The organism is Nonomuraea sp. NPDC050202 (assembly GCF_040656115.1).
Taxonomy (GTDB): domain Bacteria; phylum Actinomycetota; class Actinomycetes; order Streptosporangiales; family Streptosporangiaceae; genus Nonomuraea.
This window is the reverse complement of sequence record NZ_JBFALF010000017.1, coordinates 242030-266327: the sequence shown is the minus strand read 5'-3', so window position 1 is coordinate 266327 and position 24298 is coordinate 242030. Positions and strand designations below refer to the sequence as shown.

The 24298-nt window shown below is 73.4% G+C and carries 24 protein-coding genes; 14 read left to right on the top strand and 10 right to left on the bottom strand.

All coding sequences use genetic code 11. From position 1 onward, the window contains the following. The 3 genes from AB0I79_RS36420 to AB0I79_RS36410 form a co-directional block, all read right to left on the bottom strand. Window positions 1-948: extracellular solute-binding protein (locus AB0I79_RS36420; RefSeq protein WP_357883340.1), on the bottom strand; the 948-nt coding region annotated here is incomplete at its 3' end. 17 nt (window positions 949-965) lie between these two features. After that, on the bottom strand, window positions 966-2717 hold the full coding sequence (locus AB0I79_RS36415) for a CBM35 domain-containing protein (protein ID WP_357883336.1): 1752 nt from the start codon (window positions 2715-2717) through the stop codon (window positions 966-968). Window positions 2718-2755: 38 nt separating this feature from the next. After that, on the bottom strand, window positions 2756-4765 hold the full coding sequence (locus tag AB0I79_RS36410; RefSeq protein WP_357883333.1) for a beta-L-arabinofuranosidase domain-containing protein: 2010 nt from the start codon (window positions 4763-4765) through the stop codon (window positions 2756-2758). 117 nt (window positions 4766-4882) lie between these two features. On the opposite strand from AB0I79_RS36410, the gene AB0I79_RS36405 reads away from it, so the two are divergent. Together AB0I79_RS36405 and AB0I79_RS36400 are read left to right on the top strand one after the other, a co-directional pair. Then, complete coding sequence (locus AB0I79_RS36405; protein ID WP_357883330.1) at window positions 4883-5911, top strand: LacI family DNA-binding transcriptional regulator; 1029 nt, start codon at window positions 4883-4885, stop codon at window positions 5909-5911. Window positions 5912-5952: 41 nt separating this feature from the next. Beyond that, entirely contained in the window at window positions 5953-7284 is a 1332-nt protein-coding gene (locus AB0I79_RS36400) for a mannitol dehydrogenase family protein (protein ID WP_357883327.1), read from the top strand. A gap of 14 nt (window positions 7285-7298) precedes the next feature. On the opposite strand, the gene AB0I79_RS36395 is transcribed toward AB0I79_RS36400, so the two are convergent. Continuing rightward, the gene (locus tag AB0I79_RS36395) at window positions 7299-8339 is read right to left on the bottom strand and encodes a PP2C family protein-serine/threonine phosphatase (RefSeq protein WP_357883325.1); all 1041 of its coding nucleotides are present in this window, start codon (window positions 8337-8339) and stop codon (window positions 7299-7301) included. A gap of 250 nt (window positions 8340-8589) precedes the next feature. Here AB0I79_RS36395 and AB0I79_RS36390 point away from each other — a divergent pair, with 250 nt between their 5' ends. The 6 genes from AB0I79_RS36390 to AB0I79_RS36365 all read left to right on the top strand — a co-directional run bounded on the left by AB0I79_RS36390 (window position 8590) and on the right by AB0I79_RS36365 (window position 13813). Next, a complete protein-coding gene (locus AB0I79_RS36390; RefSeq protein WP_357883322.1) occupies window positions 8590-9687 on the top strand; it encodes a hypothetical protein in 1098 nt (365 codons plus the stop codon). After that, entirely contained in the window at window positions 9684-11099 is a 1416-nt protein-coding gene (locus tag AB0I79_RS36385) for a hypothetical protein (protein WP_357883319.1), read from the top strand. Before AB0I79_RS36390 ends, AB0I79_RS36385 begins: the two co-directional genes overlap by 4 nt. Further along, window positions 11096-11491: a hypothetical protein gene (locus AB0I79_RS36380; protein WP_357883316.1), complete on the top strand. Its 396-nt coding sequence runs from the start codon at window positions 11096-11098 to the stop codon at window positions 11489-11491. The genes AB0I79_RS36385 and AB0I79_RS36380 overlap by 4 nt, the downstream gene beginning before the upstream one ends. Before the next feature lie 257 nt (window positions 11492-11748). Continuing rightward, window positions 11749-12690, top strand: coding sequence for a sulfite exporter TauE/SafE family protein (locus tag AB0I79_RS36375; RefSeq protein ID WP_357883313.1), 942 nt, complete (start codon window positions 11749-11751; stop codon window positions 12688-12690). 8 nt (window positions 12691-12698) lie between these two features. Next, window positions 12699-13238 (top strand): Rrf2 family transcriptional regulator, encoded by a 540-nt coding sequence (locus tag AB0I79_RS36370; protein ID WP_357883310.1) that lies wholly within the window; start codon window positions 12699-12701, stop codon window positions 13236-13238. Window positions 13239-13258: 20 nt separating this feature from the next. Further along, entirely contained in the window at window positions 13259-13813 is a 555-nt protein-coding gene (locus AB0I79_RS36365) for a hypothetical protein (protein WP_357883308.1), read from the top strand. A 356-nt stretch (window positions 13814-14169) separates the two neighbouring features. Here the strand turns inward: AB0I79_RS36365 and AB0I79_RS36360 are convergent, their stop codons facing one another. Continuing rightward, window positions 14170-15210, bottom strand: coding sequence for an endo-1,4-beta-xylanase (locus tag AB0I79_RS36360; protein WP_357883305.1), 1041 nt, complete (start codon window positions 15208-15210; stop codon window positions 14170-14172). Window positions 15211-15480: 270 nt separating this feature from the next. On the opposite strand from AB0I79_RS36360, the gene AB0I79_RS36355 reads away from it, so the two are divergent. From AB0I79_RS36355 to AB0I79_RS36335, 5 genes are all read left to right on the top strand, one after another. Further along, window positions 15481-15693, top strand: a complete 213-nt coding sequence (locus AB0I79_RS36355; protein ID WP_357883302.1) for a hypothetical protein — start codon at window positions 15481-15483, stop codon at window positions 15691-15693. A gap of 188 nt (window positions 15694-15881) precedes the next feature. Beyond that, window positions 15882-16646, top strand: coding sequence for a rod shape-determining protein (locus AB0I79_RS36350; RefSeq protein ID WP_357883299.1), 765 nt, complete (start codon window positions 15882-15884; stop codon window positions 16644-16646). Continuing rightward, window positions 16643-18238 carry a helix-turn-helix domain-containing protein gene (locus AB0I79_RS36345; RefSeq protein WP_357883296.1) on the top strand — a complete coding sequence of 532 codons (1596 nt, stop codon included), beginning with the start codon at window positions 16643-16645 and terminating at the stop codon, window positions 18236-18238. The genes AB0I79_RS36350 and AB0I79_RS36345 overlap by 4 nt, the downstream gene beginning before the upstream one ends. 119 nt (window positions 18239-18357) lie before the next feature. Then, window positions 18358-19602, top strand: coding sequence for an FAD-dependent oxidoreductase (locus AB0I79_RS36340; protein WP_357883293.1), 1245 nt, complete (start codon window positions 18358-18360; stop codon window positions 19600-19602). A gap of 42 nt (window positions 19603-19644) precedes the next feature. Next, a complete protein-coding gene (locus AB0I79_RS36335; RefSeq protein WP_357883290.1) occupies window positions 19645-20310 on the top strand; it encodes a hypothetical protein in 666 nt (221 codons plus the stop codon). Between the two features lie 10 nt (window positions 20311-20320). Here AB0I79_RS36335 and AB0I79_RS36330 read toward each other — a convergent pair whose 3' ends face one another. The 3 genes from AB0I79_RS36330 to AB0I79_RS36320 form a co-directional block, all read right to left on the bottom strand. After that, complete coding sequence (locus AB0I79_RS36330) at window positions 20321-20758, bottom strand: DMT family transporter (protein ID WP_357883287.1); 438 nt, start codon at window positions 20756-20758, stop codon at window positions 20321-20323. A gap of 3 nt (window positions 20759-20761) precedes the next feature. Continuing rightward, window positions 20762-21223, bottom strand: coding sequence for a DMT family transporter (locus AB0I79_RS36325; RefSeq protein WP_357883285.1), 462 nt, complete (start codon window positions 21221-21223; stop codon window positions 20762-20764). A gap of 126 nt (window positions 21224-21349) precedes the next feature. Then, window positions 21350-22474 carry a DUF418 domain-containing protein gene (locus tag AB0I79_RS36320; protein WP_357883282.1) on the bottom strand — a complete coding sequence of 375 codons (1125 nt, stop codon included), beginning with the start codon at window positions 22472-22474 and terminating at the stop codon, window positions 21350-21352. 114 nt (window positions 22475-22588) lie between these two features. On the opposite strand from AB0I79_RS36320, the gene AB0I79_RS36315 reads away from it, so the two are divergent. Next, on the top strand, window positions 22589-22897 hold the full coding sequence (locus AB0I79_RS36315) for a nucleoside 2-deoxyribosyltransferase domain-containing protein (RefSeq protein WP_357883279.1): 309 nt from the start codon (window positions 22589-22591) through the stop codon (window positions 22895-22897). Between the two features lie 38 nt (window positions 22898-22935). Here the strand turns inward: AB0I79_RS36315 and AB0I79_RS36310 are convergent, their stop codons facing one another. Together AB0I79_RS36310 and AB0I79_RS36305 are read right to left on the bottom strand one after the other, a co-directional pair. Further along, a complete protein-coding gene (locus AB0I79_RS36310) occupies window positions 22936-23910 on the bottom strand; it encodes an aldo/keto reductase (protein WP_357883276.1) in 975 nt (324 codons plus the stop codon). A 47-nt stretch (window positions 23911-23957) separates the two neighbouring features. Next, the gene (locus tag AB0I79_RS36305) at window positions 23958-24206 is read right to left on the bottom strand and encodes a nucleotide disphospho-sugar-binding domain-containing protein (protein ID WP_357883273.1); all 249 of its coding nucleotides are present in this window, start codon (window positions 24204-24206) and stop codon (window positions 23958-23960) included. Between the last annotated feature and the right edge of the window lie 92 nt (window positions 24207-24298).

Genomic DNA, 24298 nt, shown 5'->3' with positions numbered 1-24298 from the left:
GACCAGCTTCTGGGAGGTGGCGTAGCGGCCGGTGTCCGCCTGCACGGGCACGCTGACGAACTCGCCGCCCGTCGGCGCGGGCGCGGTGCCGCCCGCCTTGGCGGGGATCGGGATGATCCCGTACGGGAAGCCGGCCTTCTTGGCGTTGGCGAGCTGCCAGGTGCCGTTCTCGGCGAAGGCGAACTCGCCGGTGGCGAACTCCTGCCAGCTGGTGGTCTGCGTGTTGCCGATGACCGAGTTGGGCGCGTACCCCTTCTTCAGCCAGTCGCTCCACAGCGTCACGGCCGAGACGCCCTCCGGGGAGTCGAGCTTGGTGAGGTTCGCGCCGGAGCCCCAGAACCAGGGCAGGAACTGGAAGCTGCCCTCCTCGGTGCCGATCGCGGAGAACGTGATGCCCTTCTTGCCGGCCGCCTTCACCTTCTCCAGCGCCGCCGTCAGCGACGCCCAGTCCTTGACCGAGGCGATGTCCACGCCGGCCGTCTCCAGGACGTCCTTGTTGTAGTACAGGGCGAGGGTGTTGGCGCCGATCGGGATGCCGTAGGTCTTGCCGCCCGCCTGCCCGGCGGCCAGCAGGTTCGGCGCGATCGAGGAGGTGTCGGTCCTCGTCTCCTCGGTCGTGGTCAGCACCCCGGCCTCGGCCAGCGTCGAGATCACCGGGTTGTCCACGATCAGCACGTCGGGCGGGTTGCCCTGCTGGGCGGCCAGAAGGGCCTTGTTCGTCAGGTCCGTGGTGTCGTAGCCGGTGCGCTCCACCTTCACCCCGGCCTCGGCGCCGCACCGCTCCAGGAGTTTCACCCAGTCCGAGCCCCTGTCGAACTGCGGATAGGGATCCCAGACCGTGTACGCGGTGCTCGCGCCGGACGACTGGACCTCCTGCGCGGACCCGCAGGCCGCCATCATGACGGCGGCCAGGGCCAAGCAGGCGGCCCGGGGGACGAAGCTCGCCATGTCGGTTGATTCCTCTCTCAGGTGAGCTGGATGTAGTCCAGCTCGGCGAATCCGGTGCCGCCCGCGAAGTACGGCGAGCCCTTGGCCAGGCGGATCACGTTGTAGCCTGCGCGGAGCGTGACGGTGGTGCTGACCGTGGCGCCGAACTGGCCCCACGCGGCGGTCGGCGGGTAGCTGACCGTGCTCCAGGCGCCGCCGTTGTAGGCCAGGCCCTGCGTCGCGGTCGCGCCGGTGCCGTTGGCGTAGCCGATCGTCATCGTGTACGCGCGGGCGGCCGGCACGTTGACGACGAAGTCGACGTAACTGTCGGTGCGGGGCGTGCCCGCGTTGTCGATGCGGCCGACGTACCCGCCGCCCGACGCGCTCGCGGCCGTCAGCCGCTCGGCGCGGAACACCGAGGCGTTCTCCGCCTCGTAACGCTGCTGGTAGGCAGGCACGCCGGAGGCCGGCTCGACGACGAGCTGGTAGGCGCTGGTGGCGACCATGCCCGGCACCGAGATGCTCAGCCGGCCGTTGCTGACCGTCCTGGTCGTGGCCGAGATCGTGGTGGGCGCCGTCACGGCGGTGAACCGGCCGCTCGACGGGGTGGACAGCAGCGTGACGCGGACGGAGGAGCCGAGCGCGCCCAGGCCCGTCAGCTCGACCGTGTTGGTGCCCGCCTCGTTGCCGAACACCACGTTGACGATCCTGCGGGTGCCGTCGTAGGCGGCGAACCCGTCCAGGCCCGTCTGGGTGCCCGGCGTGGTCGTGACCATGCTGCCTGCCATGTCGCCGTACCACTTGTAGAGCCACCACGTGCCCGTCGGCTGGTTGTTGTTCACGACCAGGCCGTTCATGGTGCCGTACTCGTACCAGAAGGCGCGGTGCGCCGACTCCGCGCCGCCGCGCTCCAGCTTGGCGACGTAGCTGGCGATCCTTCCTGGCACGTCCACCTCGGACGGGGCGGCGTACTCGTTGATCGACAGGCGGCGCGGGCTGATGCCGAGCGACGCCTCCAGGTTGCGGTAGTCGGCGATGTCCGCGGCGATCCTGACCGGGTCCTGCAACTCGTGCCAGCAGATGACGTCGGGCAGCGTGCCGGTGTCCCGGGCGCGGGTCAGGAACGCCTGCATCCAGGAGCGGTTGTAGACGGCGGTGCTCGGGCCGACGATCGGGGTGAGCGGGTCGAGAGCGCGTACGGCCCGGTACGTGCGCACCCAGCCGTCGTTGAAGTTCCCCGCGGCGGCCGTGTTCCAGGTGTAGTCGGGCTCGTTCCAGAGCTCCCAGCCGATCACGTTCGTGACCGTGGTGGCCTGGAGCCTGGCCCTGACCATGGTGTCGACCTTGGCCAGCCAGTCGTCCCAGCTCACCCACCTGTAGGGGAAGTCGGGGTAGATGTCCGGCATCCGGATGAACTGGCCGGCCCCGACGCGGGTGGCCTGCGGGGCGATCAGCAGGGCGTCGCCGCCGGGAGGCTGGCCGTTGGGGCGCTGGCCGACGCCGGGGGCGGGCTGCGTCAGCGAGTTGACCTTGATGGGCAGCAGCGTCGAGTCGGCGGGCCGGGAGTTCTCCGCCAGGCCGTACAGGCCGCCCGAGGCGGCGTGCGTGACGGGGCGGAACGGCTGGGCGACGTTCACGGTGAGGGTCGCGCCCGCCGCCTGGGCCGGGGCCGCCGGTAACCCGCAGGCGAGCAGGGCGGCGGCGAGTAAGACGGCGATCCGCTTCGGGCGGGGGAGGGCGGTGGTGGTGGGTGGGACGGCGGCGGTTCGCTTCGGTCGGGGGGTGGACACGTTCGTACCTCGCTCGTTCTACAGGGGGTCGGGGTCGGTCATGGCGTGTCTGCCGCGGGCAGCCAGACCCGCATCGGGCCCTGGCCGCGGTTGCCCCACAGGAAGTAGGGCACCGCGATGAGCCGGAGCGGGGCGGCGCTGCTCGCGTGCCGGTCGGTGGTGTAGAGAGGGGTGCCGGTGACGTCGAGGGCCGCGCCCGACGCCGTGATCACGATGGGGATCGGGTGCGTGCTGACGGCTTCGAGCGGGCCGCCGGTGTCGAGGCGGACGTCCTCCAGCACCACGCTCTCGGGAAGGTCGTGCTGCTCCAGGCAGTACACGAGCGGGCCGCGGGCCAGCGCGACGCAGCCGCGGGCCGCGTCCACGCGCGGGTGCGGGCGTACCTGCCTGGCGGGCATGCCGAGGTCCAGCACGACGCTCGTGCTCTCGCCCCACGCCCCGGTCAGGCGCAGGTAGCCGGCGTCCACGGAGGCGGGGGCCGGCTCGCCGTCGATCAGCACGCTGTAGGAGGCGCACCAGGACGGTACGCGCAGCGCCAGCGTCCACTGCTCCGGCGCGCTGACGGTCAGCTCCACCCGGCCCTGCCAGGGGTAGTCCGTACGCACGCGCACCGTGGCGGGGCCCGCCTCGATCGTCGCGCCGGCGTACAGGTGGAGCTGCAGGCCGGTCGCGTCGCCGGTGGCCAGGTAGGCGGGCAGGGAGGCCATCAGGCGGGCGATGTTCGGCGGGCAGCAGGCGCACGAGTACCAGGGCAGGCGGTGGCCCGCCGACTCCTCGCCCGCGTTGGTGTGGCCGGTGCGCAGGTGCAGGGGGTTGGAGTAGAAGAAGTGCCTGCCGTCCGCGGAGACGGCCGCGGCGACGGCGTTGTGCAGCACGCGCTCCATCTCGTCGGCGTACCTGGCCTCGCCGGTGGCCAGCAGCAGGCGCCAGCTCACCTGGAAGGCGGCGATCGAGGCGCAGGTCTCCGCGTACGCGCGGTCGGGCGGCAGCTCGTACGGGTCGCCGTACGCCTCGTCGCGGTGCCGGGAGCCGTGGGCGCCGGTCACGTACGTCCTGGTGCGGACGGCGTCGTCCCACAGCCGCCTGGACGCCTCCAGCAACGCCCCGTCACCGGTCTCCACCGCCACGTCCACCATGCCCGCCAGCAGGTAGAGCTGGCGCACCGAGTGCCCGGTCACCTCCCGCGCCTCGCGCGGCGGCACGTGGTCCTGGTGGTAGCGGGGGCCGAACCGGCCGTGCTCCAGCAGGCCCCGGCCGCGCAGGTCGAGGAAGCGCCGTGCCAGGTCGAGGTAGGGGCGGTGCCCGGTGAGCCGGTACAGCTCGGCCAGCGCCGTCTCGATCTCCGGGTGCCCGCACACCTCCTCCACCTGCGAGAACCGCTCGACCAGCAGGTCCGCGAAGCGCCTGGCCACCTCGACCAGCCCGGGGCAGGCGCCGGTGCGGCCCGCGGCGACGGCGGCCTGGATCAGGTGGCCCGCGCAGTAGAGCTCGTGGCTCCAGACCGGTTTGCGCCAGCGCTGGTCCGGCTCGGCGACGGTGAAGTAGGAGTTGAGGTAACCGTCGGCCTGCTGGGCACGGGCCAGCAGCGCGGCCGTGTCGTCCACGAACTTCCGCAGGCGCGGCCCCGCACCGGACACCGCAGGGTCACTGCCCGGCGCGGCCGGCTCCCGCCCGTTCGGGCGGGTGCCGGGCGAGGCCGGCCCGGGCATGTCCGGGTCGCTGCCCGGCGCGGCCAGCTCCCACAGGGCCGCCTCCAGCGTCTTGTACACGTCGGAGTCGGCGAACCACATCCCCGCGAACTCCTTGCCGGCCTCGCCGGCCGCGGCCCGCAGGTTGTCCAGGTTGCCGCTGCTCTCCAGCCGTGCGAGGCAGTGCGGCAGCGTCTGCCCGGCGTTGCGACGCCGCCACTGCCCGAGCAGCCCGCCGCCGTCGAGCCGCACCTGGTCCAGGCCGAGCGGGTGCAGCGTGGCGACCGCGCCGGGGCCTGGGGTCGCCGGGCCGGCGACGCGGGTGGCCACGGGGTTGCCTGAAGGTTTCGGCGAACTCATCCAGCACTCTCTTGGAAACTTAGGAAATCGTTTGCCTCAAGCTAGCAACGCCATATTGCTGGAGTCAACGGAGGGTAGAGTTGCTATGGGCAAGATGTTCGGAAAGCGGAGGAAAGTATGGGGAAATTGGAGCGTCACGCCACGATCGCCGACGTGGCGGCGCTCGCCGGGGTGTCGGTGGGCACGGCCTCCAAGGCGCTCAACGGGCGCGGGTCCCTGCGGGAGGAGACCCGGACCCGGGTCAGGGAGGCGGCCAGGCAGCTCAACTTCGAGGTGAACACGGGAGCGCGGAGCCTGCACTCCGGGCGCACGTACACCGTCGGCATGATCACCACGGACACGATCGGCAGGTTCAGCATCCCCGTGCTGATGGGCGCGGAGGACGCGCTCGGGGCGGGGCAGATGTCGGTGTTCCTGTGCGACGGCCGCGACGACCCGATCCGGGAGCAGTACCACGTCAAGACGCTGCTCAGCAGGCGCGTGGACGGCATCATCGTGACGGGCCGGCGCACGGAGGCCCGGGCGCCGATCGCGCCCAGGTTGCCCGTCCCCGTCGTCTACGCCTTCATCAGCTCGACGGACCCCGCCGACTGCTCGGTGGTGCCCGACGAGGAGGGCGGGGCGCGCAAGGCGGTGGAGCACCTGCTGGCCATCGGCCGCACCAGGATGGCGCACGTGACCGGGCCCGAGCACCACCACTCGGCCCGCGTGCGCTCGGCCGCCGCCGTCGAACGGCTCACCGAGGCGGGGCTCTCCCTGGCGGGGCCGCCGCTGTTCGGGGCGTGGAGCGAGGCCTGGGGGCGGCAGGCCGTGGGGATGCTGCTGACGGGCGGGACCTCCTTCGACGCCGTCTTCTGCGGCAGCGACCAGATCGCGCGCGGCGTCGCGGACGCGCTGCGGGCGGTGGGGCGGCGGGTGCCGGAGGAGGTGGCGCTGGTCGGGTACGACAACTGGGACGTGATGGCGGAGGCCTGCCAGCCGCCGCTGACCAGCGTGGACATGAACCTCGAAGGGCTCGGCAGGGCGGCCGCCGAGATGTTGCTGGCCGCCATCAACGGCACGCCGTCTCCTGGACGGCACGCCCGGCCCTGCCACCTGGTGGTCCGGGAGTCGACGACGGTGCCGCTGGTGCCGGTGGACTCGTGAGACGGCGGCCTTATGCTCTTGCCACGGAGGCCTTCGCAACCGTGACACCACCCCTGACCCGAGCCGCCGACGGCCGGCCCGCCGCGCCCGTCCGCATGCTGCACCTGGGGCTCGGCGGCTTCTTCCGCGCGCACCAGGCCTGGTACACCGAACACGCCCCCGACGCCTCCCGGTGGGGCATCGCCGCCTTCACCGGGCGCAGCACGGATCTCGCGGCGCGGCTGGCCGCCCAGGACGGGGTCTACACGCTGGTCACGCGGGGCGCGCGCGGGGACGCCTTCGAGGTGGTCAGCTCGGTCACGGCGGTGCACGGCGGGGGCGAGCACGAGGAGTGGCTGGCGTACTGGCGGCGCCCCGAGCTGGCCGTGGTCACACTGACCGTCACCGAGGCAGGCTACGCGCGCCACCCCTCCGAGGAAGGGCAGGACGCGGGCGAATCGACCACCGGCGGGCCGGGCCCCAACCCCGGCCCCGCGCTCGGGACCGTGGCGGGGCGCCTGGTGGCCGGGCTGGCGGCGCGACGGCGGGCCGGGGGAGGGCCGGTGGCGATCGTGTCCTGCGACAACCTGCCGGGCAACGGCGAGCTGACCCGGCGCATGGTCGACGAGCTGGCACAGGCGGCGGGGCTGCGGCTCGCGGACGCCGCCTACGTCACCACCATGGTCGACCGGATCACCCCGTACCCGGCCCCGGAGGACACCGGCCTGGTGGCCGGCGCCACCGGCCGCGCCGACGCCGCCCCGGTCGTCACCGAGCCGTTCTCCGAATGGGTGCTGTGCGGGGACTTCCCGGCGGGCCGGCCGCGCTGGGAGGACGCCGGCGCCCGCTTCGTCACCGACGCGGCCCCGTACGAGGAACGCAAGCTGTGGCTGCTGAACGGCGGCCACTCGCTGCTGGCCTACGCCGGGTCGCTGCGCGGCCACACCACGGTCGCCGAGGCCGTCGCCGATCCGGCCTGCCGGGGGTGGCTGGCGCAATGGTGGGCGGAGGCCGCCCGCCACCTGGCCTTCCCCGAGCCGGAGCTGGCCGCCTACCAGGACGCCCTGCTGGACCGCTTCGCCAACCCCAGGATCCGGCACACCCTGGCCAAGATCGCCGAGGACGGCTCGCGGAAGCTGCCCGTACGGATCCTGCCGGTGCTGCGAGCCGAGCGGGCGCGAGGCGCGCTCCCCGCCGGGGCGGTCCGGGTGCTCGCCGCCTGGCTGCTGCACCTGCGCGAGGCCGGTCCCGTACGGGACGCCGCGGCCCCGGCCGCCGATGGACCGCTGCGGGACGCCGCCCGCACGGCCCTGGCCGCCCTCGATCCCGCACTGCCGAACGACAGCGGCCTGATCGACGCGATCGTGGCCGAGGCTCAGCGGACGCACCCATAGGCCACCGCCGAGATTCAGTCGGCCGGCCGATGCAGCAGCAACATCGCGGCGTCGTCCAGCAACGGCCCGCCCGCGTGCTGCACCAGATCCGCCCGCAACGCGTCCAGCCCCGCCTGCGGATCGTCGCGCCGCAACAACCGGACCCGCTCCTCCAGCGGATAGAACTCCCCGTCCTTGTTCCGCGCCTCGATGACCCCGTCGGTGAACAGCAGGATCCGATCCCCGCTCCCGAACGGCACCCGATGCGCCTTGACCGCCGCCGGCTCCAGCGCGCCCAGGCCCAGGGGCAGGCCGGGGTCGGGTGGGTCGGCGGTGTGCAGGGTGCCGTCGCCCAGGAGGAGCAGGGGCGCCGGATGCCCGAAGTTCACCAGCGTCATCTCCGTCTCGTGGATCTCGGCGATGATCGCGGTGACGAACTGCTCCCCGCCCAGGTGCCGGGCCAGGCTGGCCTCCAGCCGTTCGCCGATGTCGGCCAGGCCGGCCTCGTCGTAGGCCGCCTCCCTGAAGGCCCCCAGCACCCAGGCCGCCGTCTCGACCGCCGCCAGCCCCTTGCCCTGCACGTCCCCGATCAGCAGCCGCACCCCGTGCGGGGTCGTGACGATCTCGTACAGGTCGCCGCCGATCTGGGCCTCGGCCGCCGCCGAGGTGTAGGAGAGCGCCACCTGCAGGTCGCCCGCCCGCCGGGGCACGGGGCGGAGCAGGACGCGCTGGGCGGCCTCCGCGACCTGGCGGACGCTGGCCAGCTCGCGCTCGCGTTGCAGGCGCAGGCGGCTGGCCAGCATGCTCGCCGCCGTCACCCCCATGATGCCGACGACCGTGAGGTTGTTCTCGAACGTGAACAGCAGGTCGTTGTAGACGGCCATCGGCACGCACACGGCCAGCGCCACCGCCCCGACGGCCGCGGTGCGCCGCACGCCGCCCGACACCGAGGCGAAGGCGGGGCCGAGGGTGAGGAGCGGCAGGAAGACGAGGTTCTCGCCGGCCAGCAGGTCGGTGAGCGCGACACCCAGCATGACGACGAACGGCAGCCAGCGCAGGATTCGCAGTGACCTCATCCGACCCCCGAGTGAACTCTTCCGGCGTACCAGCATCGCGCAGGAAACCCGTCGTTCTCAACCCGGGGAGGCAAGGTCGGCCGGTGGCGGGCGATTCCGGAAATCCCGTCACGGGCATATGGGGATTTTGCCGGGTATTCCGGTGAATCGTATCCGCGCAAGTACGCACCGTGAAATCAACGAGTTGTTTTCGGGCTCCTTCTCTTCGCTTGATATCGATAGATTCGACTTGACGGAAAGGAGTCAGCACGTGGCATTGGCAGACGCCGGCATCCGGCGATTACTGGTGGATTCGGGGGAGCCCCGGGGATGGGTGTCCCCCAGGGCTGACCTGGTGACAGCGCTGCTGGGGGTGTGGTTCGGGGTCGGGTTGATGATCGACGCCTGGGCGCACACCAATCTGGCGGAGTTGGAGACGTTCTTCACCCCGTGGCATGCGGTGTTCTACTCCGGGTTCGCCGTGGTCTCCGGCTGGATCCTCTGGCAGGTTTGGCGGAACGTACGCGCCGGGAGGCAGGGGCTGGCGGCGGTGCCGACGGGTTATCTCGCCGGGCTGGTGGCCGTGCCCGCGTTCGCCGCGTTCGGGTTCGCGGACATGATGTGGCACACCATTCTGGGCATCGAGACGAACCTCGACATTCTTTTCAGCCCTTCACATCTCGGGCTCGTCGTGACGATGCTCCTCATCATCACCACCCCGCTCCGCTCCGCGTGGAACGCCCCCGACGTCGGTCCCCAGCCGACGCTCGGCCGGCTGCTGCCCGCCCTGATCGGGCTCGCGTTCGCCACCACGCTGGTGTCGTTGTTCCTGTCGTACGGCGACGCCATGCAGTACCGGGCGGCCCGCATCGTCGAGGCGTTCTCCTCGGTGGACGACCCGGGCGCGGACCGGCTCGCCCTGGCGATGGTCGTCACCAACGTCGTCGTGCTCAGCCCCGTGCTGCTGCTGGTGCGCCGATGGATGCTGCCGTTCGGCTCGGTGACCGTCATGTACGCGATCGCCGTGCTCATGCCGGGAGCGCAGACGGAGTTCGAGAACGTGCCCGTGCTGCTGTCGTTCGTGGCCGCCGGGCTGGTGAGCGACCTGCTCATCCGCTGGTTGCGCCCGTCGGCTCAGCGGCGCGGCGCCTACTGGGCCTTCGCCGGGCTGTCGGCGTTCGCCACCTGGACGCTCTACCTCGGCATCTCCTCGGCCGCGGGGGGTGGGCTGCCCGCGGTGCCGGAGTTGTGGACCGGGGCGCCGATCATCGCCGGTCTCATCGGGCTGGCGCTCGGGGCGTTGTTCCTGCCCAACGCGGTCACCGCCCAGCCGGTCCGGCCCGGCGAGGCCGCCGCCGAGCGGGCATGATCGTTCGAGCTCTGTGCCTGGCCGCTGTTCTGGTGGTGGCGCTGGCTGTTCCCGCCGTGGCGCACAACGTCACGGCGGGGGCGGATCTGCGGATCGCCCAGACGATCGCCGACGCCGAGGTCACGGTGGTGATCAAGGGGACGTCGCGGGTGCCGGGGCCGCTGCGGATCGGGGTGATCGCGTACCAGCCGGTCGCCGGGCTGTCCGTGGGTCTTGAGGTGCGTTCGGTGGAGGACGGCCGGGCGGTGACGGGCGCGGCGCAGGCCGCGGCGGATCCGCGCTATGTCCAGCTCAGGGTGGAGCGGACCGGGCCGCACGAGCTGAGGCTGCGTGCGGGGGGCGAGGTCGCCGTCGTCCCGTTCCGGGTCCTGGTCGAGCGTGGGTCGATGGGCGACTTCCTCGTCTACGGTGGCCTGTTCGTGGCCGCGTTGCTGCTGGTGGGCGGTCTGCTGACCGGTGCTGTGGCTCGTCCGGGGCGGGCGATGGCGCTGGGTGCGGGGGCCGCTGCCGGGGTGACGGTGGCGGCCATGGTCGTGGTGTTCGAGCCGTGGCTGCCGCCGCCGGTGCCGGACGGCGCGGCTCCCGCTGCTGTGAGCCCGGTGGCGGGTGGGCGGCCGTACGCGCAGGCGCGGGTGGTGACGGTGCCCGCGCGGCCGGGGGTGGGGGAGGAGTTCACGTTGCGGCTGGATCTCGTCGACGGTTCGACCGGGCGGCCCGTCGATGATCTCGCGGTGCATCACGAGGCGCTCGCTCATGTGGTCGTCACCAGCGAGGACGGGCGGTACTTCCGCCATGTGCATCCGTTGCGCACCGGGCCTGGGCGGCTGGAGGTGCGCCTGCGTGCGGACCGGTCCGGCCGGTACCTGGCGCATGCCGAGCTGGAACGGGAGGATTCGGGCGGCCAGCTCGTCGCGGCCGGTTTCCAGGTCGGGGAAGAGCCCGCGCCTGCGGACGCCGCGAAGACCGCGAAGACCGCGAAGACCGCGAAGGGTGCGGAGGGCGCGGAGGGCGCGGAAGGCGCGGAGGGCGCGGAAGGCGCGAAGACCGCAGAGGGCGCGGAAGGCGCGGAGGCGGTGGAGCCTGGTGGCGTCGTTGCGGAGCCCGGATCCGGGGGTGTCGTGCCGCGGCTGCAGCCCGGCGTGCCGGTCGCGGGACGGCCCACGACGATCGAGCTGGACGTGCCCGCCGGCGTGCGGCCCTGGCTCGGCATGACCGGGCACCTGCTCATCCGCGAGCAGGACGGCGGCTTCCTCGGCCACGTGCACGAGATGGGCGCTCCCGGATCCCGGTTGCGCTTCACCTTCAGCTTCCCCGCGCCCGGCCGCTACCTCGCCTGGATCCAGTACGCCACCGCCGACCGCATCGAGACCGCGCCGTTCACCGTGGACGTGACGGCGGCGGAGGCCCGGTGACGAGGGTGAAACCGGCCCTGGTCGCCGGTGCGCTCGTGGTCGCCGGTGCGGTGGTGTTCGTCGTGGGCAGGGGCGCGTCGGCTGACCCGATCAACCTGACCACCACCGGCGACCGCTACGCCGCCACCGTCCTGATCGAGGACCCGGCTCCGGGGCGGGTCGCCGTGGAGGTCAAGGTGAGCAAGGGCGACGCCGACAGCGTGGCCGTGTCCGCGGTGATGGCCGACATGGGGCACTCCACGCCCGAGCTCGCCGCCACCGAGCGGGAGCCCGGGCGCTTCCTGGCCGAGGGCGAGCTGTTCTCGATGAGCGGCGTCTGGGAGCTGTCGATCCGCCTCGACGGCCCGGCGGGCGAGGAGCAACTCGCGGTCAAGGCGCTGATCACCGGCTAGCGCCGCCCGCCGATCGCCGGCGGCGCCCAGCAGCGCCGCCGGCCACGCGCGTCGCAGGACGCCGCAGGACGCCGCAGGACGTCGCAGCACGTCGTCTCTGGCATCCCGCGCCGGCGTGGCGAACCGCCGGGCCGCACCGGCGCACGTATGCGGGTGACGGTCGTCATCGTTCCGTGTCCATCCCGAGGGTTGACAGGTCGCCCAACGCACTAGATTATTCCTACTTGTATAGTAGGAATCGTAGGGAAGGGGAGATCGTGCGAGCGCTCATCCTGCTCGGGCTGGTCGGCCTCGCCGCTCAGCTGGTCGACGGCAGCCTAGGCATGGCCTACGGCGTCACCTCGACCACGCTGCTGCTGGCCATCGGCACCAACGCGGCGGCCGCCTCCGCCACCGTCCACCTCGCCGAGATCGGCACCACGCTCGCCTCGGGCATCTCCCACTGGCGCTTCGGCAACGTCGACTGGAAGGTCGTCGCGAAGATCGGGATCCCCGGAGCCGTCGGCGCCTTCGCCGGGGCGACGTTCCTGTCGAGCCTGTCCACCGAGATCGCCGCCCCTGTCATGTCGCTCATCCTGCTGTCCCTGGGCGTCTACATCCTCATCCGCTTCACCGCGTTCGGCCTGCCGCGCGGGAACCTGGGCAAGCCGCTGCGCAGGCGCTTCCTGGCGCCGCTCGGCCTGCTCGCCGGCTTCGTGGACGCCACCGGCGGTGGCGGCTGGGGCCCGGTCGGCACGCCCGCCATCCTGGCCAGCGGGCGCCTGGCCCCGCGCAAGGTGATCGGCTCCATCGACGCCAGCGAGTTCCTCGTCGCCATCGCCGCCAGCGTCGGCTTCTTCGTCGGCATCGGCTCCGAGAACATCAACTTCGCCTGGGTCGCCGTCCTGCTGCTCGGTGGCGTCATCGCCGCGCCGATCGCCGCCTGGCTCGTCCGGCACATCCCGCCGCGCATCCTCGGCTCGGCCGTGGGCGGCGTGATCGTGCTGACCAACGTCCGCACGCTGCTGCGCAGCGACTGGATCGACGCCTCCGGTGGTGTCCAGGCCGTCGCCTACATCGTCATCGCCGTCATCTGGGCCGCCGCGATCGCCTACTCCGTACGCGAGTACCGCCGTGACAAGGCCAACGAGTCGGTCGAGGCGGTGGAGAGCGAGCTGCGCCAGCGTACGACGACGGAGGAGGAGACGGCGTCCGCCTGAGCCGGCCCATGAGAATCTCCGCCCGCACCCAATACGCCCTGGGCGCCATGCTCGCCCTGGCCGTGGCCGACAGCCCGGTGCACGCTGAACGGATCGCCGTCACGCAGGACATCCCCCGTCGCTTCTGCGACAACATCCTGCTTCAGCTGCGCCGGGCCGGCCTCATCCGCAGCCAGCGCGGTCCCGACGGCGGCTACTGGCTGGCCCGGCCGCCCGCAGAGATCGCGCTTGCCGACGTCATCCGCGTCACCGAGGGCGCCGAGCAGGCCCTGCGCCCGTTCTCCCCGGCCGCCGCGCCGCTCGCCGAGATCTGGGACCGGCTGCGCAGCCACGAGGACGCGCTGCTCAGCGAGATCAGCCTGGCGGACGTCGTCGCCTCCCGCGACCGCCCGAACGGCCGGCCCGGCTCCGGCGACCTCCCTCCTGACGGGACCGCCTCCGAGAGTCCCGCTGCCGGCCGGACCCCCTCCGGCAGCCTCCCCGCCGCCCCGGCCGGCGCCGGCGGCCTGCTGGGGTTCGATGGCCTGGCCGGGCGCGAGGTCCCGTAGGGGAGTGGCAAGCTGGGGCGGTGGCTTTCGGGGTACGCGAGTTCGAGCTGGCGCTGCTGCACCGCATGCGCGACATGAACGCCGAGAAGGTCGAGGAGACCCTCGGCCTCATCGGCGCCTCCCGCGCCGAGCTGCGCGAGGCCCATGCCCACTGGACGAGGCTGGCCCACGCCCCGAGGGCGCCGAAGGGGGCCGCCGCCCTGCGGATGGCGCTGGGCCCGCCGCCGCACCGCGCCCGCAGGCCCGCCGGCAGCCTCACCTGCGACGTGCTCCGCTGGCCGCTGCCGACCTGGCCCGGCCTGGCGTACGAGGCGCTGGTCGGCCCTGGCGGCGAGCTGTGGAACCAGTGGCTCGTCCGCCCCTCCGGGGCCGCCGCGCTGACCTTCGCCGACCTGGTGCCCTGGGCGTGCGTCGTGGGGGACGTCGGCGCGAGCTTCCCCGGCGCCGTACAGATCGACGGCCCGGCCCCGCACCACTGGACGGTCGACTTCCGCCACGGGGGCGAGACGCATCGCGCCCGCTTCGTGTACGGCCTCTTCCAGCGCCTCGAACGAGCACCGTCCGGCCCGCTGTGAGGCGCGGCGGGACACCGGGCTCCCTGTTCGGGCGGGCCTGCCGGGATGCTGGGGCCCAGGTCCTCACGCGGGTGTGAGGATCGTGAGGACCTGGGCGGCGGCCGGGCACCGTCGGCGGAAGGTGCCCGGCCATCGGGAACGCCGCGTCAGCCCGGCATCCCGGTCATCGGGCATGCCGCGCCGGCGCTGGATCCCGGTCATCAGGAACACTGCGCCGGCGCTGCATCCCGGTCATCAGGGACGTCGAGCCGGTGCGGCATCCTGGTCATCAGGGTTGCCGAGCCGGCCCGGCACCCCAGGCTCGGCAGGGGCGCTCGCCCCCCGGCAGCGCGCCCCCGGGGAGCGAGGGTGATCTGTCAGCGAGGGCTCTTGACCGTCAGCAGCGCCTGGTAGGCAGGCTTGGGCGCCAGGTTCTCGTCGAGCAGGCACGCCGCGCCCTCCCCCTCGAACCAGCCCGGCACCCACGAGTGCCGGTCGGTGAAGCCCCAGACGGTGAGCTCGCGGCAGGCCTTGACGCTGAGGCAGTCGGTCATGGCCCGGCTGTAGTACGTGGCCTGGGTGGACAGCTTCTCCGGGGTCACCGGCAGCTCCATGCGCACGTCCAGCTCGGTGATCGCGACCTCCAGGCCGAGGTCGGCGAAGCGGCGCATGACGTTCGCCCAGTCGCCGGGGTAGTCGTACTGGATCCCGAGGTGGCCCTGGAAGCCGACGCCGTGGATCGGCACGCCCTGCGCCTGGAGCTCCTTGACCAGGGACAGCGTGGTCTCGATCTTGGGGGCGTTCCATTCCAGGTTGTAGTCGTTGATGAACAGCTTGGCGCGCGGGTCGGCGCGGTGCGCCCAGCGGAAGGCGTCGGCGATGTAGCCGGGGCCGAGGTGCTTGAGCCAGATGCTCTGCCGCATCGAGCCGTCCTCCTCCACGACCTCGTTGACCACGTCCCAGGCCCGGATCTTGCCCTTGTAGCGGCGTACCTGCGTGGTGATGTGGTCGCGCAGGATCTGCCGCAGCTCGGTGGCGTCGATGGAGCCGTCCTCGACGCCCGCGGTCAGCCAGGCGGGGAGCTGGTTGTGCCAGACGAGGGTGTGGCCGCGTACCTGCTGGCGGTTGCGGCGCGCGTTCTCGACCAGCGTGTCGGCGTCGTCCCAGGTGAACACGCCGCGCTGCGGCTCCACCGACTCCCACTTCATCGCGTTCTCGGCGGTGACGTGGTTGAACTCGCGGTTGAGCACCCTGCGGTAGTCGGACTCGGCGCGCAGGGCGGCGATGTCCACCGCTGAGCCGATCTTGATGCCGGTCTGCTGCGCGAGCTGGCGCAGGTCGCGTGGCGGGCGCGGGTGGGCGGAGGCGGGGAGCGGGGCGGCGAGGACGAGCGCGAGGGCGATGATCAGTGGCTTCACCGAATGACCTCCGGTGCCGTGGGGGTGGCTGGGCGGCGACACGACTTCCGAAAGTTTCGGAATTGTGTCGATAGTTTCACCGACTGCCGGAACCGTAAGCGCTCGCAGGCGCCACGTCAACCACCTGTCTTCGCGGGCGCCCGAGGGGCAGCGGGTGGGCGGCGCGTCGCGACCCGTGTCCTCGCCGGGGCCGGCTGAGCCCGGGGTGTCCGGTGCCGGCGGGCGTGGAGGAGGGCGCGTTCGGCGGCGGTCTGGGCTATGGTCGGCCCCATGACGGGGCCGTGGAGGACACCACGAGGGGCCGGCGCGCTCGCCGGCGTGATGGGCCCGGTCCTGCTGTCGCTGTGGCCGCTGCTGCGCGGCGATCGCCAGGGCGAGCCCATACACCTGGCCTTGCTGGCGTCCCCCGCCGCGGACGCGGTCCGCGATCCGCAACAGCTCGCGCAGCGCACCGCGGGGTCGCGCAGCCCGCCGCACACCTAGCCGGCGTCTCTTCTTCCTTCCCCTTGGAACAGGGGCGGGGCGCGCTGTGTCGTGCCGCCCTTCCCCGGAGTCAGCTAGGAGCCGATCATCGTCATGTCCGTCGCCGAATCAGTTCATGCCCTGCCGCGGCTGGAGCGGCCGCACGAGCTCGCACGTCAGCTCCGCCCGGCCCCGTGCGGGAGCGCGCGGTGACCGCCGCGCGGCGCTTCGTGGCGCTCGATCTGGGCACCGCGCGTACCCGGTCACTGGCCCTGGACGGGCACGCCATGGCCGACCGGGCGTCGGTGATCGCCAGGGGGCCGGACGCGGTGCGGCCCATCCGGCACGGCATGGTGATCGACCCGGGCGCCTGCCTGCGGCTGGTTCGCCTGGCGTTGCGGGACACCCGCCTCTACGACAGCCGCCCGCTGGAGCGGGTGCTGGCCGGAGTGCCGCTGGCGGCGTCGCGGAGCGATCGCGGGGCGGTCCGCGCCGCGGTCGCCGAGGTCGCCGGGTGCGAGGTGCGGCTGGTGGACGAGCCGCTGGCCGCCGCCGTCGGCGCCGGCCTGGACGTCCTCGACACGCGGCCCTGCCTGGTGCTGGACGTCGGCGCGGGCATCGTCGAGGTGGTCGCGTTCAGCGAGGGGGCCGTCATCGACGCGGCCGCCCTCCAGCTCAGTGCCACCACCGGCGCGGGGCTGGCGTCGTACGCGCTGGAGGGGGTCGTGGACATGACGGCGGCCCTGGCCCGCCGCCTGTCGGCCGGCACGCGCCCCGCCGCGCGCGCCCGCGGGCTGGTGGTCACCGGCGGCGGCGCGCGTCAGGAGCGGCTGCTGCGCCGGTTGCGTGCCTCGGTGCGGCTGCCGATCAGCGTGGCGGCGCAGCCGCAGCACGCCACCGTCCGCGGCTTGATGCGGCTGTGCCTGCAGCCGGACCTGGCGGCCCGCGGCAAGCCGGACCGGAGCCGATCGTGATCACGTTGGACCGCCTGGTGAACGTTCTCGGGGGGTACGGCGTGCGGCTGTGCGGCCGTCCCGAGACCCGTTCGACCTGGCTGCGCAGCGTGGCCATGCCGGAAGCCGGCGACCGCCACGTCACGGGCGACCTGCTCCTGGCCGTCGGCAGCTCCTCGATCGACGAGGCGGTGCGGAGCGCGGCCGCGGTCAAGGCCACGGCGGTCCTGGTCCGGCCCGCCGCGAACAGGGGCGGCGCGGCCCCCGAGCCGGGGGTCGCCGGGGACGGGGGTGGCATGGCCGCCGAGCGGGAGGCCGCCGCGCTCGGCGACCGGCACGGGGTGGCCGTGTTGCTGGCCGACCCCGCCGTCTCGTGGAGCCAGCTGGCCGGCGTGGTCTACGGGCTGGTGCTGGAGAGCCGCGAGACCGCCTCGGGACGCGGCCCGACCGACCTGTTCGCGCTGGCCGACAGCCTGGCCGACGTCATCGGCGGGCCGGTGACCATCGAGGACCGGCACTCGCGGGTGCTGGCCTACTCCCGTTCCCAGCAGGCGGGCGACCCGGCCCGGCTGGAGACGATCCTCGCCCGCCGCGTGCCCGATCGCCTGCGCGAGCTGTTCCAGCAGCAGGGGGTCTTCGCCCGCCTGGCGACCACGGACGAGCCGGTGTTCGTCCCCGCCGACGCCGCCAACGGCCTGACCGGGCGCATGGCGGTGGCGGTCCGGGCCGGCCGCGAGCTGCTCGGCTCGGTGTGGGTGAGCTGCGGCAGCCCGCCGGACGAGGCCGGCCGCCGCGCCCTGGCCGACGGCGCCCGCACGGTCGCGCTGCACCTGCTGCGCTCCCGGGCCAGCGCCGACCTGGAGCGGCAGGTGGAGTCCGACCTGGTCATCCGGCTGCTGGAGGGCAGCGCCGACGCGGCGACGGTGATCAGCCGGTTGGGCCTGCCCCAGCGGGAGATGCGCGTCATCGCGGTCCGGGCCGGCACCGGCGGCGAGCGCCACGCCGCGCTGCTGCTGGCCTTCGAGCAGGCCACCACCGGCTTCGGCTGGTCCAGGCCCGGGCGCAGCACGCTGCTCGGCGACACGCTCTACACGATCCTGCCGGCCGGCCCCGCGCAGGCGGCCCGCCGATGGATCACGGCACTGCAGGCCGAACTCCCCGCACAGGTACGTCTGGCGGCGGGGATCGGCGCCCCCGCCGGGGTCGCGGAGCTGCCGGCGGGCCGCCAGGAGGCCGACGAATGCCTGGCCCTGCACGAGAGCGGCCGGCCCGGCGCCCTGCCGCCCGCCTACGACGAGTCATGGGACGACATCCTGCTGCGGCGGCTGCGCGCGGCCGCGCGCACCGGCCGGGCGCCGGCCCGCGGCCCGGTGCCCACGCTGCTGCGGCACGACGCCAGCCACGGCACGCGCTTCGTGGCCACGCTGCGGGCCTGGCTGGAGAGCCAGGGCGACCTCACGCTGGCCGCCGAACGGCTCGAGGTGCACCCCAACACCGTGCGCAACCGGCTGCGCAGGATGGGCGAGATCAGCCCGCTGGACCTGGGCGACGCCCGCAAGCGCCTCGCCTTGACCATCATGCTGGCCGCCGTCGAGGACGAGCCCGGCCACTGACGCGTTGTGCCGGATCCACAGGCGGCGGCTGCGCGATTGTCGCCTGCCCACACCGCCGCCGGTCGCCGCCCGGGCCATGCTGGCTGCGACATCGGATCCGTACTCGTTGGAGGGTGAGCATGGCCGGCAACTGGCCGCGATCGGTGATCGTGGTGGGCGCGGGCATCGTGGGCCTGTCGACCGCGTGGTTCCTGCAGGAGCGCGGGGTTCAGGTCGACGTGGTCGACCGCGGCGGCGTGGCGGCCGGCGCGTCCTGGGGCAACGCGGGATGGATCGCGCCGGGCCTGGCCATCCCGCTGAACGAGCCCGCCGTGCTGCGCTACGGCCTGCGCTCGCTGCTCGATCCCGCCGCGCCCCTGCACGTGCCCGCCACCGTCGACCCCGGCCTGTGGGCGTTCCTGGCCCGCTTCGCCGCCAACAGCAGCTGGCGGTCCTGGACCCGTGCCGCGCGGGCCAACCTGCCGCTCAACGACGAGTGCGTGGAGGCGTACGAGGTGCTGGCGGCCGACGGCGTGACCGCGCCCGTCATGGCGGCGCCGATCACCGCCGCGTTCCGCACCCCGCGCCAGGCCGGGAGCCTGCTGCGGGAGCTGCGCAGGCTGGAGTCGGCCGGGCAGCGGGTCGAGCACACCGTCCTGGACGGCGGGCGGCTCCACGAGCAGGTCCCGCTCGCCGGCGAGCCGCTGGGCGCGGGGGTGCGCATCGACGGGCAGCGCTACGTCGACCCGGGCGCCTTCGTGCACGCCCTGGGCAAGGCCGTCATGCGGCGCGGCGCGACCGTCTACGCCGTCGAGGTCACCGAGGTGCGCACCGACGACCGGAAGGCGATCGTCCGGTCGGCCAAGGGCACCGTCCTGTCGGCCGACGCGGTGGTGCTGGCCACCGGCGCCTGGCTGCCCCGCCTGGCCCGGCAGTGGGGCGTACGCGTCCCGGTGCGGGCGGGCCGCGGCTACTCCTTCACCGTGCCGGTCGACCATCCCGTACCCGGCCCCCTCTACCTGCCCGGCGTGCGGGTCGCGTGCACGCCGTACCGGGGCGGCCTGCGGGTGGCGGGCACCATGGAGTTCCGCGACCCGGACGCCCCGCGGGTGCCCGCCCGGCTGGACGCCATCATCGCCTCCGCCCGCCCGCTCCTGCGCGGGGTGCGGTGGGAGGAGCGGACCGACGTCTGGGTGGGTTCCCGGCCCGTCACCCCGGACGGGCGGCCGCTCATCGGCGCGACGGCGGCTCCCACCGTGTACGTCGCTGGCGGCCACGGCATGTGGGGCCTGACCCACGGCCCGATCACCGGCCGGCTGCTGGCCGAGCAGATCACCACCGGCAAGCAGCCCGCCGCCCTGGCCGAGTTCGACCCGCTGCGCTGACCCCCGTTGAACTGCTCGCCCCCTCGGGTACGTGGTAAGGGCATGGTGCTTCGCTTGCTCGCTCTGCTCGCCCTCGCCGCCTCCCTGCTCGTCGGGCTGTCCACTGCCGCGCACGCCTGCAGCTGCGCGGACCTGTCACCGGCGCAGGCCGTGGAGCACGCGGACGCCGTCTTCACCGGCACCGTGACGCACGTGCGCGCGGGGGAGGGGATGGGCGGGCCCCGCGTTCACACGTTCCGGGCCGACCAGGTCTACAAGGGCCTGCCCGCGGAGAGGTTCACGGTCGCGAGCAGCGCCGACAGCGCCTCGTGCGGTTACGCGTTCGAGCGAGGCGGGCGTTACCTGGTGTTCGCGGCGTCCAGCCCCACGGGGCCCGTGGCCGAGGGGGTCGAGCTGTCGTCCACGCTGTGCTCGGGCAACGTGCCGGTCGACCCGGGCACGGGGCCGCTGCGGCCCGGCGACGAGCGGGAGGCCGGGCACGAGAGCCTGGCGGGACCCGTGGACGCCGGGCTCGTCAAGGCGCTCGGCACCCCGTTGCCGCCGGTGGCGGCCGGCGAGACCTTCCCCGTCAAGGAGCCGCTGCGGGCGGAGGGCGGCACGGGCGCCGGCTGGGGATGGATCGCCGGGGGCGCGGCCGCCGTCCTGCTGCTGGCGGGTGCGTTCACCGCCGTCGCGCTGCGCCGCCGTCGGGACGCCCGCCGGCGATGACGGGCGGCTCTCACGGGTCCTTGCGGCGCAGGTGGGCCGTGATGCGGGGCAGGCTGAGCCCCAGGAGCACGAGGGCCACGCCGGCCAGCCTGACCGGCGCGGGAAGCGTCCCCTGCTGGACGCAGTCGATCACCACGGCGGACAGCACCTGCCCGCTGATCACCAGCACCGAGGCACTCATCGCGCCCAGCCTCGGGAACACGTAGCTGTTGACCGCCACGAACAGCGCCCCGAACACCCCGCCCGCGTACGCGGCGACGGGCACGTCCGTGATGTCCGGCCAGGTCCGCAGGACGAGCAGGACCGCGCTCAGGAAGACGAAACCCACCACGTGGTTCCACACGGAGGCCCTGAACGCCCCCGCCCGCGTGCCGAGCTGGCCGTTGATGGTGCGGCTGGCGCCGATGAGCACGCCGTTGAGCAGCGCGAGGGACACGAAGAAGAGCACGGGTCACGCTCCGCCGAGCACGATCAGCACGCTGCCCGCGAGCACGCACCCGGCGACCGCCAGGTCCGTGCCCGTGACGCGGCGCTGGGGGGTGTGCAGCAGGCCCAGGTGGTCGGCGGCGGTGCCGAACACCACCTGGCCGGTGAGCATCAGCGCGATGGTCCCTGCCAGGGCCAGCTCGCTGTTGACCGCGACGGCGGACAGGACGACCACGAGCGCGCCGGGGATGCCGCCCAGGTAGTACCACAGCGGCGTCCTGGCCGCGCCCGCCGCCCGCACCGGCGCTCCGCGCCGAGCGATGGCCGGCACCAGGAGGAGCGCGACCACGGCTCCGACGGCGTGCGCGGCCCACGAGGCGTACAGGGCGTCGGTGTGGCGGGCGAGCACGGCGTTGGACAGCGTCATCAGCGTGAGCAGCACGCCGCCGGCGATCGCCAGCAGCCAGTCGAGCACGCGCCCGGTCATGGCGCCGGCTCCGCCGCGGCCCCGCCGCCCGGCCCGAAGCTGGAGAGTTTCATGTCCGTGCATTGAAACACGTTCCGGGGGGCGGCGCGGAGCCGGGGTGCGGGGACGCGCGGTGGAGTCCGCCGGCTACCGCTCCGCGGGGGCGCGCGTCCTGAACGGCGCCAGATACGCCCACTGCCAGGCCAGCTCGAGCGGCCCGCGCGCGAACCGGCGCAGCCAGAGCGACGACAGCACCATGAACAGCAGGCAGACCGCGCCCCAGGCCACCGGCACCCACCAGGGCCGCAGGCCGTCGAAACGGGCGGCCAGGCCCAGCCCCCAGCCGTAGCAGAGCACCCCGGCGGCCAGATTCTGGAACACGTAGCAGGACAGCGCCGTGCGCCCCACGCCGGTGAGTCCCCGGCGCAGCACGCCCGGCGCGCCCTTCATGCCGAGCACGATCGAGGTGACCAGCGCCAGCAGGCCCAGGGCGACCAGCGGTGCCATGAGGTAACGATCCACCATGAACCAGGCGGGGCCCGCGAAGGAGGTGAGCAGGTTCAGCGGCACGCCCAGGCCGAGCCCGGCGGCCATCAGCCGGCCGCGCAGCCGCGCGCCCCGCTCCTCGAACACGCCGGCGCGCAGCAGGCGGGCCCCGAGCAGGAACAGCACGATGCCCAGCGGCACGATGAGGACCAGCTCCGCGCGGAACACCACCAGGTTGTCCAGGCGGAGCCGCACCTGGTCGAGCCAGCCGTCCGGGTACGCGGCCGGCGCACTGCCCGCCGCCTGGCCCTGGGCCGTCAGCAGGGCCAGCGTCACCAGGCTCACCAGGGCCACGAGCAGCGTGCCCGCCCCCACCATCCAGGCCGTGACGGCCCGCTCGCTCCTGCCGATCAGATATGCGACGATCATCGAGGTCAGCGCGTACCCCATCAGCACGTCGAACTCGAAGATCAGGACGAAGTGCAGCGCCCCCTCGGCGAACAGCAGCGCCGCCCGCCAGAGATAGCGGCCCGGCCACGCCAGCCCCCTGCGCACCGCGCTGCGGTACTGCAGCTCCAGCCCGACGCCGAACAGCAGCGTGAGCAGGCCGAGGAACTTGCCGTTGGACAAGAACCGCAGGAACGTCTCCGCCACGCCGGCGTCCCCGCCGAAGCTCAGGATCGCCGGCGGTCCCCCGGGATCGGTGAAGATCCAGATGTTGGTGCCGAGCGTGCCCAGGATGGCCACGCCGCGCAACACGTCGAGTGCGTCGATGCGTCTGTCCACACCTTCAACTGTGCTGGCGCGCGGGCCGGGATCGATCGTCCCGGGGAGCGAAATCGCCGGTACATCGATGGATGTACGGCGCGCGACCGAAGTCGCGGACGAGGAGGAGCCGCCATGAGCCCTTACTACGAGGCGCCCGACTACTACGAGCCCGCGCCAGGGGACCCGCCCGCGGTGTTCCTGGCCGGCGGGATCACGGGGGTGGCGGACTGGCAGCGGGAGGCGGCGCGGGTGCTCGGGCGGCTCGGCACGGTCGTGCTCAACCCGCGCCGCCGCGACTTCCCGATCGGGGATCCGGCGCAGACGCCGGTCCAGATCGCCTGGGAGCACCACCACCTGCACCTGCCGGGGGTGCTGACCATGTTCTGGTTCCCGCCGGGCGACGCTCCCCGACACCCTGACCGCCGTCGCGACCTGCTCTGAAGGGCGGCGGGTGACCCACGGCCACCCGCCGGCCGGGATCACGCCTGGACGCCGGACTCCTTGGCGGCGCGCTCGATGGTGGCCAGCTCGTCCTCGGTGAAGTCGAGCCGGTCCACGGCCGCCACGTTCGCCTCCAGCTGCTCGGGGCTGGAGGCGCCCACGAGCACCGAGGTGATCCGCGGGTCGCGCAGCGCCCACGCCAGCGCGAGCTGCGCCACCGTCTGCCCGCGCGAGTCCGCCAGCTCCGACAGCGACCGCACGAACGCCAGCACCTCGGGCGTCACCCGGTCAGGCGTCAGGAACCGGCCCTCGGCCGCCCGCGAGTCGGCCGGGATGCCGTTCAGGTAGCGGTCGGTCAGCAGGCCCTGCGCCAGCGGCGAGTACACCACGCACCCGACGCCCTCCTCCTCCAGCACGCCCAGCAGCGACTCCTCGATGTGCCGGTTCAGCAGCGAGTACGGCGGCTGGTGCACCAGCAGCGGGGTGCCGAGGGAGCGCAGCAGGCGGGCGGCCTGTGCGGTGCGCCCGGGGGAGAAGTTCGAGACGCCGACGTAGAGGGCGCGGCCGGTGCGGACCATGTGGTCCAGCGTGGCCACCTGCTCCTCCAGCGGCGTCTCCTCGTCGTCGCGGTGCAGGTAGAAGATGTCCACGTAGTCGAGGCCGAGCCGCTGCAACGAGCGGTCGAGGGTGGCCAGCAGGTGCTTGCGCGAGCCGCCCACGCCGTACGGGCCGTCCCACATGGGGTTGTAGCCCTTGGTGGTGACCACCACCTCGTCGCGCAGCGACCGTGGGAAGAGCCTGCCGAAGGCCGCCTCGGCGGCGCCGATGGGCGGGCCGTAGCGGTCGGCGAGGTCGAAGTGCGTGATGCCGAGGTCGAAGGCCTTGTGCAGGATGGCGCGCTGGCTGTCGAGCGGCTTGCCCTCGCCGAAGTTGTGCCACAGGCCCAGCGACACGGCGGGCAGGAGCAGTCCGCTGCGGCCGCACCTTCTGTACGGCTGGCGTTCGTAGTCCAAGGGTGACCTTCCGCAGAGATCGTAATGAAACGTTTTACGACCTCAAGTTAAGCACCTTCTCCACCTCGTCCGCCGCCGCCGTGGCACCTCCGGCCTCGGCGATGCGGTCGGCGTTGCCACTGCTCGGCCATCTGCGGCACCGCCACCATCGGCACCCCGAAGTACAGGCTCTCCATCGTGCTGCCCATCCCCGCGGGGGTCACGAACACCCGCGCCCGCCGCAGCACCGCGAGCTGGGGCACGTGCGCGTGCACCTCGACATTCGGCGGGATCGGGCCGAGGGCCGCCGGGTCCACGCCGCCCACCGCCAGCACTTACAAGAGGGATCCAAGTGACGTCCAAGACCGGTTGAGGATCGTGGTCCCTTCCACAGCAGAGAAAGGGACCC